The sequence below is a fragment of the Nitrospira sp. genome (assembly GCA_037045225.1).
Lineage (GTDB): Bacteria > Nitrospirota > Nitrospiria > Nitrospirales > Nitrospiraceae > Nitrospira_A.
The window spans coordinates 910,550-931,771 of record JBAOHZ010000009.1; the positions used below are offsets into that span (position 1 = coordinate 910,550).

Genomic DNA, 21,222 nt, shown 5'->3' on the forward strand with positions numbered 1-21,222 from the left:
CGGACGACTACTTCACTACCACATCAGCCTCGATATCTTTGGCACAGCGAAAGCCGACAGTAATGTCATGTCGCCACGGTTTCGCCTGAAATCGCTTCGAGGAACGCACATTTCGCTTAGTCTCCCGCCAGGATCCGCCACGAATCACGCGCTGCTCGCCCTGATCAGGCCCCTTCGGATCACGATACGGCGAGCCGCGATAGGCATGCTCATCGTAAAAATCTGCGACCCATTCGCCGACATTGCCCGTCATATCGTAGATTCCGTACGGGCTACGTCCTGACTCGAACGAGCCGGGGGGGGCCAGATAACGAAATCCATCCTCATTGCCATCGATATTCGCGTATCCCACCAAAAATTCCTCACCCCAGGCATAGCGACGCTTCCCTTCTCCACGAGCAGCCTTTTCCCACTCCGCCTCTGTAGGCAATCGCTTGCCGGCCCATTTGCAATAGGCTTCGGCATCATCCCAGGTGACGGCGATCATGGGATATTCCGGCTTGAGCAACTTGGCGGGATCCTCGTCGAACACTTCAATCTTCCGCTTGAGTCGCTTCGTCATTTTGGCAAAGCGCTCATACGCGTCTTGCGTGACTTCGTGTCGATCCATAAAGTAGGATTTCAGATACACCTGATGCTCAGGCTTTTCGTCTGGATCACTATCATTGTCCCGGCTGCCCATCACAAACGGCCCCTCAGAAACTTGCACCATCTCACGGCCGTCGTCGCCGACGAGTGTCTTATACATGGAGTAGTCCTGCGCCGCAGCGGCGGCAACCGGCTTAGCTTCCGTAGTGATCGACTGCGCCAGCTGACGCATCTGCTTGGCCTTATAAGATTCGTAGACCAAGCTGCCAATCATCAGGATAAACGACCCGAACACAAAGATAATCGACCCGATCAACACGCCCCTGTTTTCCATTGGGTTACTCGCACCTCATGATTTGGTGACCGCTGAATGCCCCGCCGTTGCGTCGTCACTCGCTTGCAGCGCCGCGGCTTTGCGCGCCGCGCGTATGTCCAACAACATTGAAATCTGCACGCCAAGGAATCCACCCATGGCCGCGCCGGCACCCGCCCCGAATGAGACCTTCTCAACGCCCGCAACCAACCACGCCAACAGGCCTCCCAGGACCGTACCAACCAAAATGCTGACCAGGAATCGACGCCCACCGAGAAAGCCGACGACGGCACCAAGCGCCAACCCGAGACCGCAGGCCAGGGGAATGGACGAGCCACCCAGAATCGTGCCGATCAGCGCACCGACCGTGCCCATCACGACCACTCCAAAGACGACGTCGAACCACGCCCTCGGTGACGGTCTGGTCATCGCTTCCATACTCGCCCCATCTGTTCGTGAGACAGGCAGCCGCTACTTGGCTGCGCTCACCGTGACCGCGCCAAAATCAATCTCGACACCAGGGCCGGCAAACAGGGAAATGCCCCAGGCTTTTTCTGCCGGCTCATGCTTATGAATACGCTTGAAGTCTTCGTAGACGTTCACACGCTCTTCGACCCATTCCCCGACCGGAAGCACGCCGCTCTGCACCACCAACTCGGAGCCGCTGAACATCCCGCCCTCAACGAACGTCCCCTCTGGCTTACCGGCGCTCCAGATGTATTTGGTGAACACCGGAATGAACATGAGGTCGGTATCCAACGAGGCATACAACGCCGCAATCGGTTCCGACCCGCTTGGGGCCTTATGAAGACGCCACCGCCAGGTCAGGACCGGGTAGGTCTTCGGATCCCAGTCGATTTTGCGTTTCTTCACACGCTGGCCCGCATCCTTCGCAGCGAGAAATTTCGTCCCGTCCTGCGACTGAATCTTATAGGCATCGCGGCCCTTGGCCTGACTACGCTGGTTTTCATGTTGCCAATCGATCGGAAACCCATCCTGATCCGCCGACTGAAAATCCTCCAGCACCAACACACCGGCCTCACCCGCATAGGCCGGCGCATCAGATCCCGTCAGACCGCCTAGCCCCATCAAACCCAACAGCCCGATTGCCGCAACCAACATCCTCATAGCCATCTCACATTCCCTCATCAACGTCCCTATCCCTCATGAGAGGGAGACGGCAGAAAACCTGCCTCCTTCTCCGCACTCACATCTTCATGCATCACAGGCTGCTGCCCGCGCTGACAGACCCAGAACAGAAAAAACACCGCCCCCCAAAACAGCACCATGTTGATCGTGACCATTTTGGCGGCGAAGCCGAGCGACGGGGTAAACGCCCAGGGAGACGTATCCGGCATCAACTCATTGACGTGCCAGGCCAACCTCCCGGAAGAACGGATATATCCCATCAACCCCATGACCCAGGTAAACGCGGCCGCCAATCCAAACAAGCCGACCATACCGCGAATCGAAATCTGCCCCCACTGCACAGGCCCGTGAATCGTGGCACCGCGCAACATGCGCCGGTTCAGCAACAAACCCAGTGTGACCACGAGCAATGTGGTGATCGCCTGCGGGCCGGACAGCCCAACGCGGAGGCTGGCGGGAAGATAAAATCCATAGACCGATAGGCCGATGATATGCGCCGTCCCGAGGCCGAACAGGGCCCCAAGAATCACATTTCCCGACTTGGCCCATGAGATCGTCATCGTCCGATTTGCGCGTCGATAAAAAATATAGCTCAACGCGGTGATGCAGATCATCACGTTGACCGCCCCGTTCTTCGACGACATGACTCCGTAGTTTCCAATCACCGGATGTTGCGCTCCGCCCATGGCTTTGACTTCCGTCCCGGTCATCAAAATCGTGTGTGGCGTCAACCAAATAAACAAACAACCCGTGAGCGCGAGCAGAAGATATTGATAGTACGGCTGATACCGTTCCCCGCCTCGAATGCGCCCCATGCTCTGCCAGAGATAGTAATTCACGCCGAGAAAGAGGGCGCCGATCAACAACGCCTGCACCACAAAGAGCCAGGTCAACAACCCGCCCATCATCGTGACGCCCATGCTCTGACTGTACGCATACACGGAACGCATGAGCCAATAACCGGCGAACGGCATCGGCAACAAGGCGCAGACGGTCACGAACAAAAACACATAACCGACCCAATCGTAATACGCTCGCTCCTCCTGGCTCTTCCCGGAAAAGAACCGATAACAGGCATAGGCCAGGACCACCGCGCCACCCGACATGATGTCCGCGAGGAATCGATGCAAGTTCAGGGGATTCCAGAGAGCCGAGCGAAGCAGATGCCAGGGATTGCCCAAATAGCGCCCTTGTCCGTCGACGCCGGACGGCGCCATCATGAAGGCTGACCAGGCATTGGCCAACAACAGCAGCGAGGTACCGAATACCACCGCCAGCACGCCGATCGACAGGTGCATCCATTTCGACTCCGACGCCGCCATATAATCCCAACTGTAGTAGTAGGCGATCGTCAGAAAGGTCGTCCCGACGAACACCAGCGCATACAGGGGCATCATGACCTTGAAGGTGCCCCCCATGTACTGCATGAAGCTGGGATACAACATGATAAACATCGTCAGCATCACGCTCCCGACCGCCGCGGTCACGGACAAAGCAAGCAACGCCACTTTCAGCAGATCTTGCGCCAACCCGTCATAACGCAAGGCCATCGCGGGATTCTTCGCGACCAACCCCAGAAACTCCAAGAGGACGCAAAAAATCGGCAGAGCCAGGACAAAACCTCCGAAGTAGGTATGCTGCTGAATGATAAACCACATCAACAACCGGCTATCGAGTGACCCGACCTGCGGGTAGTGGTTCTCATTCGCCGTCGGCGCCGAAGGACCGTCGGGCACACCAGGCGTATGGAAATAGACATCTGCGGCGGGGTCGGCGGCGACCAGCGTGGGCGGACTCAGCAGCAGCACACTCGCGGCCACCAGCAATCCGACTACCAGCAACAGAATCACGGCAGGAATCGACAGGCGTTTGATCATGACGACGCTCTCTGGCTGCTCTTCTCAAAGACAGCCGCAGATCCACTCAATGCCGTACCAGCCGTAGCTTCGCGAGACTTGCCGAGAATGCCCATGACGAATGGGCAGCGCAATAACGCGCTGGGCACTCCTCCAGGCTGACGATTCTCAATATCCCGCCGATGTCCCAGGTAGTAGCAGTACAGCGCCATCACGCCGCCGACGAGGCCGGCGACGCCAGCGAAGAGTCCGGATGAACTCATCGGCTGTTTCAACACATACAGACACGCTCCGACCAATACCAGATAGTAGGTCGAGGCAAAGGCCAGCCCGGGCCACCACCAAAACTTTACTAATTCACCCCAGCGGGTCGAGGACAATCCGGCCATCCAGGGCGCCCCGTTTCCTTGCCCAGCGAAAAACGCCAGCAGGCCGATCGTTCCTGCTGCCAGCGTCACCACAGCACCCTGCGCCAATACGGCCATGTCGCCGCTGAAGAGCGCCCCCAGGAGCATCGAGAACCCTACGCAACTGACCGCTCCAGCGGCCACCCACCCCGCCAGTGCCGGCGTCACTCGCGCCAACAGCGCACGAAGCCCGGCGCCATCGGGAAACGTCATGAACGGCCGCCCATTGGCTTCAAGCCATCGAACGTAGCCGATCTCGAATGCGTCGCGCGCGACCGCCGTACTCGGAATAATCATGGCCATCATGGCCGGCCCATCGGGATGTTGGGCATAGTCATATCCGACCAGCCAGAGCAGCGCCAACACAAGCAGCGACAACTGCACGCCGTACACAAAGCCGATCCAGGCGAGAATCCATCCGATACGCCGGGCGCCATCCGCACGCACCAATTGCGCAAACGGCACCGCTCGACCGACGCGATAGGCGCAGATTGCCGTCACCAGTGACACGGCACCACTCAACAGCAACAGGGTCACCGGCTCTGCCAGCGACAGGCCATGCTTCGCCGCCCGGTATACCGCAAAGGCCACCAGGCCGGGGACAAACATGACCAGGCGCTTTCGTGTACGAACGGAATCTTCGGTGACGGCCAGCGTCAAACTTGGAAGGACTCGTAATGCCAATCGGTGCAACATGTTGTCAGTCACCAAACTCAACGAAGCGGGGTTCAAGCACGACACTAGAGGTCCTGCGCAAAAGCCTCCTCGGTATTTACGCGTCGTCGCGTTGAGCCGCCATGCCGAAATATCGCGCCTTAACCTCTTCCATTAGAGCGACGGTCACCGAGCGTTCACCACGATCCACCGCCGTCCGTTCCAACTCCACGCGCGCCATGGCACGAACCGGCGACGGCACATTGGCGAGGCGCTGCTCTGCATCAGGGTCCCACGCGACCATATCGCCCGTTTTCGCCTGATCGATCAAATCATAGGTAATCACTCGTTGCCGTCTGGCTCGGGCAAACCCCTCCACCAGTTCACGCAAGACTGGAACGGCGTACGGCGGGACACGATCCAGACGATGTCGGGCATCATCAGTCCACATCAAACGATCGACCAGCCCATCAACCTGCCCCACCGGCACATCGACCCCAACAATCCATCGACAAGGCCGACACTCCGAGCGGACAAACCACGTGGCATCACCTTCACGGGAGAGTCGCTCCTCAACACCCTCGGTATGCATCCATCCGCCGCAGCCGCACACAAGCATATCGCCCCTCAGTCCTTCAGTTCCGCTCGACGCTGCTACCCGATTTTCCCCGGATACAGGATGTACAACATCGCATAGGTAAAGCTTCCGGTCAGAAAGAGGATGCAATAGACGATCATCGTGAAGCGGCCAAGAGCACGATGCCGCTGACCGCCATCCGGCCAGATCCGTTGAATGCCCATCTCGACCGCAAACACGATCGCCACCAGCGTGAGAAACCCGATATAGACCTCCAGCTTTCGCATGGAAAACCCGGCGGACATCACACGTGTTCCGAAGAGCAGCATCACCACAGCCAGGAGCGCCACAAATATCAGGCTCACCTTTTTCCACGACGTCTGTAACCGAGCCGCGCTCAGAATCCGTGCACCGCTCAGAAACTGCTGCGAGCGAAATCCCAGCACAATCATGTACACGGCCATGACCAATCCAATGATCACCAGAATGATGTGGATCGTCAGCACGGGAATGAACACATAGTCATAGAGGGCCTGGGAGCCGCCGAATCCTTCTTTGCCTTCAAATGCCAACACCCCTAGCTGCCGGAACAGATAGTAGGCGGTGAAGAACCCGACCATCGTCACCATCCCGCCCAACATGAGCCAGTGATGGTGATGGCCACGATGCTGCTTAGCCTGCAGCCACCCGATGATGAAGAGCCCCGTGAACAGGGTGGCCATCAACTGACTGAGGTCGGCCCCCATCGTGGCATGGGTACCGAAGAAACCAGGTTGGCGTAAAAACTCAAACATGGGACATCCTACCCGACACGTTGCCTGACACCCTGCACCACCGCCGTGCGCTCGATTTCTTCTACCGAGCCATAGCCCCCATCATGCATCCACTGCATGGCCTCCGCGGTGCGGTAGCAGGCACCTTGTTCAGTATTCACGAGAATATGGACGGCAAAAGCCGCCGTCCAGGCAGGGCTTGTGCCCGACGCATCCAAGAACCGGTCTTTGATGATCAAGCGTCCACCGGGATTCAGGTGGTTATAGATCTTCTTCACCAACGCCGCATTGGTTACCAGATCCTGATAGTGCAGGATGTCGGACATCAACACCACGTCATAGGGACCACCCAAGGGATCACGGTTGAAATCACCGGCCTTCAGTGCAACGCGACCCTCCAGCCCGGCGTCTTTCACCGTCCGCTCGGTTAATGGCAGCGTCGTCTGTAGATCAAAGACCGTCGCTGAAAGTTGCGGATAGATCTGACAAAACGCGATAGCATTGGTACCGGCGCCACCACCAAGGTCGAGCATCGTCCGAGCCTCGCCGAGCGCGAGCCGCTTGGCCAAATCAGGGCCACTCTGCTGTCCGATCCGGTGCAACACGGACAGGACATTTGCCCCAAGCGCGGGGTCCGTCTCAAAGACATGCTGCGTGACGGGCGACCGGCCGGTTTTGACGGCCTCTTCCAACTTGCCCCAATTGCCCCATTCAGCATCGTGCAGGAGGAGCAAATGCCCGACATACTGCGGCCCATGCTTGACGAGATGCGTCGTGGCGACCGGCGTGTTGGCATAGAGATCCCCGGACTTCGACACAAGCCTGACCGCCACCAGCGCATTCAGAAGGAGCTCCAGCGCCCGCACATCGGCACCGAGTTTTTCGGCCGCTTCAGAGGCGGTACGGCCTCGTCCGTCCAATACCGAAAAGACGTCTAACTTCACGGCGGTCAAAAGAATTTTGGTTTCCCAGTAGTACCCTAACTGGAAAACTTCGGCGAGAGACAATTCGCGAGGCACAGATCACCCGCTCAGATAATGTGGTGTGAAAATTTGGCATCTTACCCAGTTCAGAAAGGGAAACGCAAGGCGAGTGGCGAGCAGCGAACCACCTCCGAAAACCAATACGGACGCGGATTAGCCGGCACGATGAATCCGGATCGAACCGATGGACTCACTGGACTCAGAAGGAGACACCTCTGGCGTGAGACATGAGACGGTCGTGCGCGGTGCGCACGCAAACAAAAGGGGCAGTGGTCCGATTTGAACCACTGCCCCTCGGTCAGCAGGCCATCCCGCCGCTGAAGACAAAACTACTTCAGGTCAGCCTTCAAGGTGGCCGTTCCACCCTCTGCCACTTCGACTTCGAATTCGTTCAGCTTGCCCTTGCCGACAAACGGGTGCCAGACCACCACTTTGTGCTTTCCGGCAGGGACGCCCTGAATCTCGAACGATCCATCGTCCTTCACCACTGCATGGTACGGATTCCAGACAGGGAGGAAGAAGGACTGCATGAATTCATGCTGGTCGCACTGTAAACGATAGAAGCCCTGCTTCTCCGCGCCGCCACGGAACGTCACTGGCTTCTCCAACTTATCGCCCTTCTTCGCCAAACCGATGTTGAAGCCGGTGGCGGAGCTGGACCCCTTCACCACAAAGCTGTGCGGGTTGTGCAACACACCCAAGGTCGACTTGGGATCATCGGGGTCGGCATCCTTATTCTCCGCGCGGAAATTCTTGTTGTTCACGACCACGCCGCTGAAGGGCAAGAATTCACAGAACTCCGCCGCAACGTCTGTTCCCTTGAATCCATCCTGAAACGCCTGATCCTCGATATCGACCACGGCGACGACCGCATTCTTCAGCCCGCCATCCTTGGCAAGATCAATAGTCGGCATAAACCGCTTGTCCCCATCAACCAAGGCCTTGTTTGGATTTTTCGGGCAAAACTTCGGATTGGGAAACTTGGAGAACGCAAACTCCTTCTTCTCCGCCTTCCCGGCATAGGTCACTTTCCCCGAAATCGTGCCTCCGGCAAACGAGGTGAGGGGCGCAGCCAAAAATGCTGCGGCCGCAATGCCGAATACTACTTTCATCGCACCCTTCTTCATGTCACTGCCTCCTTAGTAATGAACATTAACCGAAACCGAACACCTGCTCCGTCACCACTCAATCACAAGGGCACAAGGGCTGGTGACCATTACCCCTTGTTAAGACAGTCGCAAGGATTTGACGTGGCTCCACGTCGACGACGCTTAGGCCTCTAAACATTTTTCTATACTGGAATCATACTCACACTGTCAACTTGAAATCCAGCCATCAAAGTTTCCTACGATTTCGCGCGATTAGGTAATGGCTTCGCATGGCCGAGAATGCGTGCGATCGACCCGCCCACGGTAGCCCGAACGGCATCGTCTTCATCGTGCAATGCCGCCTTCAAGATCGGCAACACCTCAACCCCTCCGATTTGACCGAGCGCCCTGGCGGCGGCAATACGAGGCCTTGGAATTGGGTCTTTCAGCAAGCCGGCAAGGAACTCCACAGCGGCGGTCGTATTGGCACCGTGGGCCCTCCCCACCGCCTTCCCCGCAGCAGAGCGGGTACCAGGGTCATTGTTTTGTGCCAGCTGGTACAAATCAGATGCGACCGACTCAAACGGTTCATCCACCCGCAACAAGGCCGACACCACAGAAGCTTTGACCACCGGGTTTGGATCAGCCAAGGCCTTTCGTAGTGCCACCAACGAATCTTTGACGCCTAGTTCGCCCAAACTGATCGCCGCCGAGGTTTTCACGGCCGGAATCTTGTCCTCCAACGCATGCTCCAACGCGGGGATGCCTTGCACCTTGCCGAGATCGCCCAAGGCGGCGGCGGCAGCTCCCCGCACGGATGGCTGCGTATTGGTAATGGATTCCAGAAGGATCGAGAGTCCTCGCGCATCCTTCAGCTCCCCCACCATCCGCAACGCAGTCGCGCGCTCTTCCGGATTGGGGGCCGAGGCAGCCTTCAATACCGTATCCCACATCGCCGTCTGCCCAGTGTGGTACAAGGCTCCCGCCGCCGCAAGCCGCACGGCCGGCTGTTCGTCCTTCAACGCATTCTCCAGCAGGGGGATCACCGAACGATCCCCGCTCTTTCCCAGCACCTTCAACACCGTAGCCTTCACCAATCCCGCCTGATCGTCCAATGCCTTGCGTAAGCGAGGTGATCGTCGTCCAGCCTCTAATTTCCCCAACGCCTCTGCCGCCAAGGCGCGTACCAGTCCGGACCCATCACTCAGTCCATCCTCCAGCGCAGGAATCGTCTCTGGAGAATCCACATCTTTCAAGGCCGTGTAGGCTGCCCCTCGCATCTGCTCCCGCATGTCCTTCACGAGCACATAAATAAACCCCAACGCCACGTCTTTCAGCAGCGCCCGATCCTCCTGCTTCGCGTCCGCCTCGAGGTGCTCGTACTCGACTAGTGCGTCCTTTGGCTTGCCCAAAAAAATCAATGCGCGGGTCTTGAGTTGCCTGGACTCCAGCTGAGGCCCCTGCTCTTTCATCACGTGCTCGAGGAGATCCAAGGCCTCCTGATACTGCTTCTTGTCGAACGCCGCCTGTGCCTCCTTCAACGAACGCGCAGACGCCGCCGACGGCCAGAGGCAGAGAAGCGCCCCGGACACAACCGCGACGGCCATACATCCACTGACGGTTCGAACCCAACGCGACCCACTGTGCAATGCCATGAAATCCCTTCCTGGTCGTACCACGAGGCCTATCCTCTTTCTTGTGTTGCTGATGCCGGAACCCAGCGTCGATAGCCTGTGGGTTCCTCAAAATAGTAGTCCGGCTGAGGAGAGAAACGAATCCGCGAATACTCAATGGACCAATCCCGGTCCTGGCTGACCAGTTTCAAGACCACGCCGGTCTCCACATCCACCCATTCGTAAAACCGCTCATTCCGGCCGTTATAATCCACTCGCACCTCGTAGAGCTTGGACGCATGGCCGATGGTCGTGGCATCGCCCACCAATGTCCGGCTCTTTTCTCCCGGAAGGCTTGGCTGAATCGGCAGGATTTCTTCGGGCTTGACGGGAACCGGAAGAATTTGTCGGCGCTGAGCCAGCAAGAACCACGACTCGCGTTTATCCAATCGAATAATTTCTATACTGGAGTAACCAAGCTCGGTCTTGACTGCATACTTGTACTCCAGTCGGATACGATCGCCTTTTGCAAAAACCTGGGCTTCGAAGCGCCGCCCTTCAACCCGCTTCACCAACGAGGCGGAAAACTCCTGCGGAGCGGCGGGGGATACACCGTCCGTCTCCGTGGCGTCACACACACCGGACCAACAGAGACACGCCGCAAGAGTCACTCCCACCCACCGCCGTGAGAAGCTCCTCCACTTGCGCTTAGTGCTGATGCTCCACCAGCGGCTCAATCTCCACGGGATGGCCAAGGGACTCCAGTCCGAAACGGGGATTCTCCATGGCCCTGTAGACCGTCCGGGTTCCCCTTGGAGCGGGGAGTGCCACTTGCTCAACCGTCGCTCCGTCCGGACCGACCGTAATCGTCCGCGTCACCCCGGGTCCTGCCTGCGGATGCCACACCACCATCTGATAGGTCCCCGGCGGGACATGTTCGATCCTGAACGCACCTTGGTCATCCGTCACGGCGTAATACGGGTTGTTCACGGCCATCGCCCAACTTTCCATGTAGGCGTGAAAGCCACACTGCATATAAAATGTCCGTCTCCCCTTATTCAGATAGACCGGTCCCACCAGCGACTTTCCCGGGGCGTGGTTGTGAATCGCATGTATATTTCCCCGTTGATGCTGGTGATTCAGAATCAGGGGCGTATTAAACAAGACGCGCGCCCCGGCCTCGGGAGAGGTTTCATAACCCTGAATGTCATGCATGACCGGGTCCATGTTGACCACTTCCACCGCATGGCCATTACGCACGATCGTCATCCAGGGGCCGAACACGCAATCACGCGCCTCGATCAAGGGCACTGAAAGATCGAATGGCTTCCCGGCCTCCACGCCTTCGAGCAATACCACGGCATTTTTCAACCCGCTCTCGGCATTGACGATGAAGTCGCGCAGGAGACGCCACCCCTTCCCGTTTGAAATCCGCCCGCAATAGGTGGGATCCGGGAACGTAATGAGATTAAATGCCTTCGGATCCGGAACGGCGCCCGACAAGGTCACTCGTCCTTCAAGCGTCCCGCCATGCTGAACGTCGACGATCTCATAGGCCGAAACAGGAGCCACGGCCTGCCCTAACCACACGACGAGGGCAAGACAACGGAGCAGACTTGAACCAGTCAACCTCATGATCTCCCTCTTTCTTCTTTCAATCCGACCTTATGGAACCTGGCGCTGCAATGTGGGACGAATATCCACAACCTTCCCAAGTGATTCAGGGCCGTAATGCGGGTTCTGCGCGATTTCATGCACGCTTCGCCGGCCCTGGGGAGCCTTGAAGTCAAAATCGACGGTCGAGAGGCCTTTTTCCGTGACGGTCACTTTCTTCTGCAACATCGTGCCGACGCCTGGATGCCAGACCATCAATGTGTATTCGCCCGGCGGAACATCCGTCAGGCTGAAGGTGCCGTCATCTGCGGTCAACGCGAAATAGGGATTATCGACGGCAAATCCCCAACTCTCCATATACGCGTGGAACCCGCACTGCATGACAAACATCCGTCGCCCCTTGGTCATACGAATGACTTCAGTAACTGGCGTTCCCGCTAGATGCTCATGGCTTTCCGCGCTCACTAAACGCTTATGGTGTGGATTCATCGGCAATGGGGTGTTGAATAAGACACGAGGACCGAGCTGTGAGGTCTCGTAGGCCTGGATGTCATGCATCACTGGATCCATGTTCATGACCGACACTTCAGAGCCATCTTTCACAACGGTGACAAAAGGAAGGAACCGACAATCCCTCGCCTCAATGGTCAAGGGTTCAAACTTGAACGGTTTCCCCTTTGTAACATCAGTCAGGACGACGACGACATCCTTCAACCCTTGGCTGGACGCCAGTGAAAACTCATCAAGAATTCGCCAACCCGTTCCGGTCGATATGCGGCCACAATAGACCGGATCTGGAAATGTGATCAGGTTATATCCCTTCGGAGTTGGTTTTCCCCCGGTCATAGTAACTGTTCCATTTATGGTACCGCCATCCGTGATCGCGATCTCCTCATAAGCCCAGGAAGGAGACCAGCAGACACTGACAGCGCAGAGCACGGCAAGGCCGACTAATCGCATATCATTCCTCCAGTAGTAAGTATGATATCGATACAAACCGTATCGACTGGACGTTAGATGTATGTGATCATCATACACAATCCCCGTCGAACAACAAAAGGGGGGAGCCCTTTCGAGCTCCCCCCTTCTCACCTCATCTCGTGAGAGATGCGATCAGTCTACTTAGCCGCGACAGGAATCGCCTGCGGAACAGGCAGTTCCATCTCGGCGCTCTTGGTGCCGGCGCTGGCTCCAGCCAATGGCAACAGCCGCGTATCACCGGATGGCAATACCCGCACATAGCCCCACTGACCGGACTGCGAGTACGGCAAGCGTTGGTTGCTGTACACATAGTCGCCCGGCAGACGATACATGCCACCCGCCGAGGGGAGGAACGCATCGATCGTCTCGGAACCAGAGAACTCGACGACACTGATCAGGTCAGCGCCACGCATGAACGGCTCGATCGGCCATTCGTGCTTCTCGACGCTGAACATGCCGTTCTGCTCATTGCTCACACCCAACACGTGGATGCGCACCGGGTCACCGGCATGCGCCTCGATGAGCGGAGTGGCCGGATCTTCCGGCTTATCCGCCTTGCAAGGTTGGAACACCTTGCCGAGCGAACAACCCTGCTCTTCGCGGAACTTGTACGGTTCCGACCGGTAGTTCACGCCGGTCAAGCCCGCCACGTTCTGCACGTAGGGCATGAAGCTCGTGCCGATGATGTTGTCCTCGTCTTGGAAGAACAAGGCCACGTCACGATAATTGGCCCGCATTTCATTGCCCGGCACCGAGCGATCGATAATGACATCGGCCGCCCAGGCGTTCTTATTGGACAGATCCGCGCCGGTCTTGGGATCACGATACTTCGATCCCTTGGGTCCGACGACGACGGCACCGAACAACCCGTTCCGAGGATTGGTCATCACATTACCCCAATCCCACACCAACGACGTGGTCTCGCCGTTAAACGGATCCGCGTAGTACGTGTATTCACGTTCGCCACCCGGTGCGACCGTCTGGTCACCCGGATTGTTCCCCACGTTCGCGCCCATGGAATCCTTCGGATCGAAGGCCAGGCCGATCGCAGAGAAGGAGGCTTTGCTGTCCTTCATCTTGTTTTTCAAATGTACCTTGACGCAATCACCGCTGTTCACACGCAACGTCAGCGGCATTGGATGCGCGCCGGCGGCGACTTTTGCGGTATCCTCTTCCAGTGCATAGATCTTGGCCTCGGCATTGGTCATGAGGATCCGTCGCTCAAAGTCCACTTCGATGGATTCCGGTGCCTTGGCATTGAACTTCATGCCGGCATAGTCCATCGCCACCACGTTGAACTGCTTGACGGGAGCATCGGCGGGACACACCGGTAGGGGCTTCGGCATCTCGCCCTTATTGGAGAAGCCCGCGGGCAACTTCTTCAAATCAGTCTGCTCCTTATCCAACACCCGGATGATGCCCCAGCCACCCTCGGAGAACTTCGAGGACCGGCCGTTGAAGTGGATGTAGTCACCGGCCTGATGCCGCGATCCACCCGCCTCAGGAACCACCAGGTCATACCGTTCAGCGATACCGATATGGATTGAATTCTTCCGATTGGCGTCCGACGCATACCGCTCGGTCCAGAACGTGTGGCCGGACAGGGTCCAGACCATCGACTCGTTCATGAGGGTATGCAACAGACGGAAGACCATCGTGTCACCGACATAGGCACGCAAAGTCGGCGTATACGGGTCACCGTGAACCAGGCTGCTGAAAATCTGTGACGAATCAGGATTGGTCGCCAACCGCTGTGCGACCGGCGCTGCCCTGAAATTCAAACCGCTGCCGGTGGTATGCGTGCCACCATTCAAGAACGGCATCGGCGTCATGTAGATCTTCTCCGGCATCATGAAGGAGACGGTCTTTCCCGCCTCGAGCGCCACTTCAATCGGCTGCCCGGGAGGATTGCCCGCCGTCACGATGTTGACGGTATGCGGCACGGTGTCGTGCACCTGAACCATCAATTCGCGGAAGCTGTTGTTCACACCATGACCGACCGGTTCATTCGTGTGAATGTCCGCAATCGGTCCGCTACGGATCAACTTTCCGGTCTTCGGGTCATGATAGGTCGATCCGACCGGCTCGGCGATGAAGGTGCCGAAGCCACCATGCGGCCAGGTGGTCGCACCGAACGCGTGATCGTGCCAGAACACGGTCCCCACGTCCGCATCGACCCAGAACCGCTGCCGCACAAACTCGACCGTGACGATGTCATTGGCCGGGTGATCGTGCTTCAGCCCTTTGGCCAACGTAATCGTATTACCGTTGATGGCCTTGATACGGGAAATTTCATTCCCCTTCACATTGTCGGCACCGACAAGCAGCAGGATCCCGACATGGAACTGCTTGGCATTCTTCACCGTGATCGTGTTCGCGCCCCTCTTGGCAGCGGCGGTCACGACGGTATTCATCGGGACGGGAAGTCCCTTTGCATTTTTCTTCTCCAGCATCGTGAACGGACGCACGGATTGCTCATAGGAGAATCCGGTGATCACGCCGTCGGAGGCTTGGTTGTCGAACTGCAGGAAATGCCAGTGGGTGTTGATCTTCGATGACTGGAAGTTGGTGTAGTCATCGTCGTCCCACTCGCTGGTCAGAGTCCAGTCCACGCAATCGTAGATGTTGCCGCGAACGACCAGCGGATACTTCAAATCATCATTCTTCCGAATCTCCGCCTCTTCTTCGTGCAAGACATAGATCAAGCCGTTCGGATCGATGACCGGCGGCTCCTTGCCCGTCTTTTTGGCGATGGTGATCGGAAGCTTAATGAAATGAACATTGTAGTGCTTCCGTCCGGCATTCTCTGGACAGAGGCTCCAGTTGCCGTTCTCACCAGGCAGCGACTGATCGACGCTTTCTTCACCGTTGGCATCCCGGCGGATCATCTCCAACCAGGGCGCACCCACGTGGTTCGGGGAGAACATGACACGTTTTCCGAAATGCGGAGTGAGGTGAGGCCATGCCACTTTACCGGTCAACGGCTCGAACGTAATCGGATGCCGCTTGCCCGGATGAGTGGACTTGTACTTCGGATTGTCGATCGTGCTTTCCGGCTCGCTCAATGCGCGGGTGCCTTCCCAAGCCCAATCCAACACCGTGGCATCGTAGGACACGGTCTGCCCTTTTTCGTCGTTCTTGTGTCCCGGCTTGCCCATCGTCGGGAGCTGCATTTCAACCCAGTCCTTGATCGTGATCGTGGCTGGATTGGACTTCCAATCACTCTTGCCCTTCTCGACGATTTTGAAGGACTTGCCGAACCAATCCACCGTCTGACCGACTAACTTGTCCGAGGTGATCGGCCCCTTGATGCGACCTTTCCGGTCGGGCAACTCAAGCAAGTCCGGCATGACGTCATTGCGCATGTCGCCCTGCTGAAGGGTGTTGTATACCCGCCAGTACCCCCACATGCCCGCCACATAATGGTGCGCCACGTGGCAATGGAACAGGAAATCGCCGGCCAACTGCTGGCAGAGGCCGGATCCGCACTCCGTCTCGAGGTCCAACGCTTCTGACGGCCCGATGACTTCGACGTCGACCCGGTCCGTCTTGGCACGGATGACCGGATACTTGACCGGCCCGTTTCCGGCGGTCGTCCACAGATTCATGTCATCGATCGCACGCGGGCTACGCGGCCAGCGGATGGTACCGCCATGGGGATGGTGGCTATGGAACACTTCCGATCCGCCATGCACGAGGCGGAACTTTGCCGGATCGCCCATGTACGAGCGCGGGATCGTGGGAGACGGATCGCCGAAGGTGTACGAGCTGTACCCCATCGACTCGTCTTCGAACCCGAAGTATTCATGTTGCACGTGCATGTTGTTGATTCCAAACGGCTCGCTACGATAGTTGATCGCGCGACCACCGGGGCGATAGGCGTCGGTCAGCGGGTCACGCTGAGGCAGGAAGTCGCCCTTCTTGTTGACGGGGCGAAATGCTTCGTCGCCGACTTCGTGGTAATAGAGCACGAATTCTCGGAAGTCCGGACCGGTCCCATTCTTGATCATGACCTGCCAGCCGCTCGACGTGGGCGTCGGAGCACCGGTTCCCAAAGCTTCCAGGTACTCGGATCCGCGTGGCTCGACCACGAAGGACCCGAAGAGGCCCATGACGGTCAATTCGCGATCATTCGCAAAGGTGTGGAATTGCCGCACGCCTTCTTGCGTGCTCGGGTGGATGTACCATTCGAACTCTCCGCTCTTCTCCTTCGGGACGATGCTGTCGGAGTTCGTCGTGGCCGCAGCAGCACCCGTTGCGCTCACCACCATGCTGGAGCCATGGATGTGCAGGCTGACGTCTTCGCCACCTTCCAGCTTGTTGCTCAACTTGATCTTGACGCAATCCCCCTGGTTCCCGCGAATCGTCAGCGGTTGAATCCACTGCGCTTGCACACCGGGAATCACCGCGCCCGGATCGAAGCCTTCCTTCTCGCGCGCTTCCCGATTCTTCGTTTCTTCTGCCCGAACCTTGTCAAGATTTTCATCCAGCGTGTACATGTAGCCGGGATAAAAATCGAGCCACTGGTTGAGCGTGATCTCGACGTTGATTGCCGAGACATTGTATTGCTTGACCGGTGCGGAAGCTGGGCACTTGCCGCCTCCCGATAGTGCCACTGGCTCCACTCGTGGGTCGGACATCAAGAGGAGGTCCTGACCGCCTGCCCCATATTGGTGCATCATGGTCTGGGTATTGAACATACCCGTATTGACCTGTTGCGCCTGCGGGTCATGGGTCAAATGCTCCATGATCCGTTGGTGCTGCTGCTCAACCATCGCGGAACGCTCCGGCCTTCCAGCCATCGCATCTTCGACGATCGTCTGTCCCTTCAACTTCTCCGCCCAAGACGGGAGTTGATGAGACATCGCTGTTTGTTGCGGCGCCGCATGACCCACAAGCGGCTGAGTCTCAGCCGATGCGGCTAGCGGAAGACACACAAGCGCGCCACCAGCGATGACGCTGAGGGCGCGCGATGTGACACGAGTGAACCAATGACAATCCATGGACCGGCCTCCTTGGATAGAGTTTGGATAGAAACAGATGAAAAATTATGAGCGCTTACGATCAGAACATAACAGCCTCGGCACTAGAGATACGTGTTCTGGCTTACGCTTGCGGCATCGCGCACGCAAAGCACTCCCTAGAAAACAAGTGTCGGAGATTACTGAAGTCATCCGTCTCTGTCAACCCCCTCCCCTTCCTCGCGCACGGCAAGTGGTCACATTGCCCTGGGCTCACTCAAGAAGCACACGTCCTCATCGACGCACAATATGAACGATGTAATCACTGAGACATGGGCGAAGCTCGCTGCGGGAAGATTTGCCCCTCCATTGTCTCTCTTCCGCAACTTGAGGCATAATGACCCATGATCTTGAAACGCTGGCTGGTCGGCCTGCCACTCAAGACGAAGGAAGCCGCTCACGAACGCCTTTCTAAGCGACTCGCCCTAGCCGTCTTTTCCTCCGATGCCTTATCCTCGGTGGCCTACGCCACGGAGGAAATTCTGCTCGTCCTGACCCTGGCCGGCACAGCCATGGTCGGCTACTCCATCCCGCTCAGCCTCTCGATCATCGGCCTGCTGATTATCCTGACGATGTCCTATCGGCAGATTATTTTTGAATATCCTGAGGGTGGCGGCGCATACATTGTCGGCAAATCGAACCTCGGCGAATGGCCGGGACTGGTCGCGGCTGCAGCCTTAATGATCGACTATGTGCTGACCGTCGCCGTCAGCGTCGCGGCCGGAATGGCCGCGCTCACCTCAGCCGTCCCGAGCCTCCTGCCCCATCGCGAAGCCCTCTGCGTCGCCGCAATCCTCCTGGTCACCGTCGTCAACTTGCGCGGTGTCCGCGAGTCGGGGCAATTCTTCGCCGTGCCGACCTATATTTTTATCGCAACCATCGCGGCCATGCTGGGCGTCGGCGTCGTCCAGATTCTGTTCGGCCATGCGGTACACATCGAGCCGCCCCCCAGCATCACGTCCACGGAACCGTTGACGCTGTTTCTCCTACTTCGCGCCTTTTCTTCCGGCTGTACCGCGCTCACTGGAGTCGAAGTCATTTCGAACGGTGTCTCGGCATTTAAGAAGCCTGAACCGAAAAACGCTGCATTTACCATGATCGGCATGGCCGCGATTCTCGGCACCATGTTCATCGGTATCAGCGCCATGGCCTACTACTTCGGGATCGTGCCCAAAGGGGATGAGACCGTCGTCTCTCAAATCGCGCGCGCCACCTTCGGAACGGGCCCGCTCTACTTCCTTGTGCAAGCATCGACCATGGTCATTTTAATTCTGGCCGCCAACAGCAGCTTCAACGGATTCCCGCGCCTGGCATCGATTCTGGCCCGTGACAGCTATATGCCGCACCAAATGTCCATGATGGGCGACCGGCTCGTCTTCTCAAACGGCGTCATCATTCTAGGCGTGTTCTCTTGCCTACTGATCGTGTTATTCAACGGCGACACGCATGCGCTGATTCCGCTCTATGCCGTCGGCGTGTTCCTCTCTTTTACGATCTCCCAGGCCGGAATGGTAAAACGTTGGCTCGTCAAGAAAGGGCCACATTGGGAAAAGAAACTGCTGGTCAACGGCATCGGCGCAGTCACCACCGCCATCGCCACATTGATTATTGCCAGCACGAAATTCGCCCATGGCGCGTGGATCGTGATCGTCCTCATCCCGCTCCTCATTACATTTTTTCGCGCGATTCGCTCTCACTATAAAGCCGTCTCGGAACAGGTCGCACTGTCCCGTGGACATCGCCCCCCTATGCCCCGGCGCAACATCGTGGTACTGCCGATCGGCGGGGTGAATCGGGCCGTCATTCGCGCCGTAGACTACGCACGAAGCCGATCCGGAGATATCCGTGCGGTTCTCGTCGATGTCGATCCGGAGGAGACCGCCCGGGTGGAGATTCAGTGGGCTCAGTGGGGTTGCGGCGTCCCTCTCACGGTACTCCCTTCTCCTTACAGATCGGTCTTAAGCTCTTTACTCGATTATCTTGAACAGGTCTTACAGAAGGATCAGGAATGTTGGGTGACAGTGGTGATACCGGAAATTCTCCCCGCCCGTTGGTGGCAAAATATTCTCCATAATCAACGAGCCTTCATGCTGAAAGGCGCCCTCCTGTTTAAGGACCGCGTCATCCTAACCGACGTGCCCTACCACCTCACGAGGTGAGCATGCGACCGACACCATCCCGAGGCTCAATGAACAGGAGGACGGCCGGAGCGTGCCTCAGTGCGCTCACACTATTGCTGTGTGTACCTGTGGGGCCGGCATCGGCGTTTAAGATCGTCGCTCCGACCGACGGTGCGGTCTTGACTTCCGGACAGGCGGTTCCTGTTGAGATTGAAGCAGGGAGAGAAGCAGGTCTCGTCGAGGTACGCTACTACTGGTACCCGGAACAGACCGAGGCCCTCGTCGAGCAAGGAGAAGAACGAACGGGAAAACCCTCCCAAGGCAGCATGGCCTCGGAGAAATATTGGCAGAAAGACAGCATCACTGGAGCACCGGTCGTAGCCCTGCCCGCGCTGACCTCCACCGTCGACCGCGTACCACCCTATGGCGGCGCGTTGCCTGTCCCGTCAGACGCCATCGGCCGCATGCGACTGCTGGCCATCGCTGATATTTCACAAGGCCGCCTGGGCCGCAAAACCGTATTTGATGAAGTCTTCGTCACCGTCCGACCTGCTGCAGATCTGCTATCGATCGACTTCGAGACAGAGAAACCGCTGCAGCTTGGTCGTACCGGACAATCCTCTGCCTACGGTCACGTCGATTCGCTCGGCAAGATCTTCGAACTCCCCGTCGTGGGGGAATTCGCCGACGGAGTGATACGCCCCTTGTCGTCGCCCAGTACCGGCACGAAATACACCTCCGGCGATGACCATATCCTCAAAGTCTTGCCGGACGGCCTGCTGCAGATTGTCGGCAACGGCAAGACCTCACTCACGGTGACCAATCGTGACAAACAAGCGACGCTGGACATACGAGTAGAGGTCAATCCCGAGACGAACGAACCGCCGATTGCCGACGCCGGTGCCGCCAAAACGGTCAAGGCTGGCGCGAAGGTACGCCTGAGTGGATTGCAGAGTCGCGACCCGGAGGGTGAAGCCCTATTTTATGCCTGGAGTCAGATACGCGGCAGCAAAGTCGCGATGCTCGACGTGAACATGCCGGAGCCCTCGTTTACCGCGCCCTATGTATCAGAAACACGCACTTTTCGCTTTAAGCTACGCGTGACGGACAAGAAGGGTGCGGACAGTGTGCCGGCATTCGTCGACGTCACCGTCGAGCCTTGACGGCGGCTGAAAAAGGCCCCGGGGGCGTTCTCCGTCGTGCCCTTCCTTACGACGTACCATCAAGGCACGCCTCAGCCACCGCACTCCTTCAACGCCCCTTCGTTGCGAAGATAACGAGCGCTGCGAGACAGATTCGCGCTCTTGGTAGAGTCTGCAGGAGACATGCGGCGAACAGATTCAGTCAAAAACTCCGCCTACCCTATCTTCTTGGATATTCATCGTATCTTGCTGGATACGACGACTGGAAATATGACGGGACAATCTGCGCGAGTCACGTCCATCATGCGGCGGCGGAAATCCACATCGCACTGCCGCATGCAGA

16 protein-coding genes are annotated in these 21,222 nt (G+C 57.7%); 2 read left to right on the forward strand and 14 right to left on the reverse strand.

Annotation, left to right across the window (positions count from 1 at the left end; translation table 11 throughout):
• Nucleotides 1–7: 7 nt before the first annotated feature.
• The 14 genes from V9G17_05050 to V9G17_05115 all read right to left on the reverse strand — a co-directional run bounded on the left by V9G17_05050 (nt 8) and on the right by V9G17_05115 (nt 17,599).
• Nucleotides 8–922, reverse strand: a complete 915-nt coding sequence (locus V9G17_05050; GenBank protein MEI2751950.1) for a formylglycine-generating enzyme family protein — start codon at nt 920–922, stop codon at nt 8–10.
• Between the two features lie 15 nt (nt 923–937).
• Nucleotides 938–1,330 (reverse strand): hypothetical protein, encoded by a 393-nt coding sequence (locus tag V9G17_05055; GenBank protein MEI2751951.1) that lies wholly within the window; start codon nt 1,328–1,330, stop codon nt 938–940.
• A gap of 42 nt (nt 1,331–1,372) precedes the next feature.
• Nucleotides 1,373–2,035: a DUF3047 domain-containing protein gene (locus V9G17_05060; protein MEI2751952.1), complete on the reverse strand. Its 663-nt coding sequence runs from the start codon at nt 2,033–2,035 to the stop codon at nt 1,373–1,375.
• A 23-nt stretch (nt 2,036–2,058) separates the two neighbouring features.
• Nucleotides 2,059–3,927 (reverse strand): cytochrome ubiquinol oxidase subunit I, encoded by a 1,869-nt coding sequence (locus V9G17_05065; protein ID MEI2751953.1) that lies wholly within the window; start codon nt 3,925–3,927, stop codon nt 2,059–2,061.
• Nucleotides 3,924–5,009 carry a hypothetical protein gene (locus V9G17_05070; protein ID MEI2751954.1) on the reverse strand — a complete coding sequence of 362 codons (1,086 nt, stop codon included), beginning with the start codon at nt 5,007–5,009 and terminating at the stop codon, nt 3,924–3,926. Before V9G17_05070 ends, V9G17_05065 begins: the two co-directional genes overlap by 4 nt.
• A 76-nt stretch (nt 5,010–5,085) precedes the next feature.
• Nucleotides 5,086–5,586, reverse strand: a complete 501-nt coding sequence (locus V9G17_05075; GenBank protein MEI2751955.1) for a PCP reductase family protein — start codon at nt 5,584–5,586, stop codon at nt 5,086–5,088.
• A gap of 35 nt (nt 5,587–5,621) precedes the next feature.
• Nucleotides 5,622–6,338, reverse strand: a complete 717-nt coding sequence (locus V9G17_05080; protein ID MEI2751956.1) for a DUF420 domain-containing protein — start codon at nt 6,336–6,338, stop codon at nt 5,622–5,624.
• 8 nt (nt 6,339–6,346) lie between these two features.
• Nucleotides 6,347–7,336 (reverse strand): methyltransferase, encoded by a 990-nt coding sequence (locus tag V9G17_05085; GenBank protein MEI2751957.1) that lies wholly within the window; start codon nt 7,334–7,336, stop codon nt 6,347–6,349.
• 293 nt (nt 7,337–7,629) lie between these two features.
• Nucleotides 7,630–8,427: a carboxypeptidase-like regulatory domain-containing protein gene (locus tag V9G17_05090; protein ID MEI2751958.1), complete on the reverse strand. Its 798-nt coding sequence runs from the start codon at nt 8,425–8,427 to the stop codon at nt 7,630–7,632.
• A 218-nt stretch (nt 8,428–8,645) separates the two neighbouring features.
• Complete coding sequence (locus V9G17_05095) at nt 8,646–10,043, reverse strand: HEAT repeat domain-containing protein (GenBank protein MEI2751959.1); 1,398 nt, start codon at nt 10,041–10,043, stop codon at nt 8,646–8,648.
• 29 nt (nt 10,044–10,072) lie between these two features.
• A complete protein-coding gene (locus tag V9G17_05100; GenBank protein MEI2751960.1) occupies nt 10,073–10,672 on the reverse strand; it encodes a hypothetical protein in 600 nt (199 codons plus the stop codon).
• Nucleotides 10,673–10,709: 37 nt separating this feature from the next.
• A complete protein-coding gene (locus tag V9G17_05105; protein ID MEI2751961.1) occupies nt 10,710–11,636 on the reverse strand; it encodes a carboxypeptidase regulatory-like domain-containing protein in 927 nt (308 codons plus the stop codon).
• A 30-nt stretch (nt 11,637–11,666) separates the two neighbouring features.
• On the reverse strand, nt 11,667–12,461 hold the full coding sequence (locus tag V9G17_05110) for a carboxypeptidase-like regulatory domain-containing protein (protein ID MEI2751962.1): 795 nt from the start codon (nt 12,459–12,461) through the stop codon (nt 11,667–11,669).
• 272 nt (nt 12,462–12,733) lie between these two features.
• Complete coding sequence (locus V9G17_05115; protein ID MEI2751963.1) at nt 12,734–17,599, reverse strand: multicopper oxidase domain-containing protein; 4,866 nt, start codon at nt 17,597–17,599, stop codon at nt 12,734–12,736.
• A gap of 362 nt (nt 17,600–17,961) precedes the next feature.
• Here V9G17_05115 and V9G17_05120 point away from each other — a divergent pair, with 362 nt between their 5' ends.
• Together V9G17_05120 and V9G17_05125 are read left to right on the forward strand one after the other, a co-directional pair.
• On the forward strand, nt 17,962–19,776 hold the full coding sequence (locus tag V9G17_05120; GenBank protein MEI2751964.1) for an APC family permease: 1,815 nt from the start codon (nt 17,962–17,964) through the stop codon (nt 19,774–19,776).
• Between the two features lie 89 nt (nt 19,777–19,865).
• Entirely contained in the window at nt 19,866–20,900 is a 1,035-nt protein-coding gene (locus V9G17_05125) for a hypothetical protein (GenBank protein ID MEI2751965.1), read from the forward strand.
• Nucleotides 20,901–21,222: the final 322 nt, after the last annotated feature.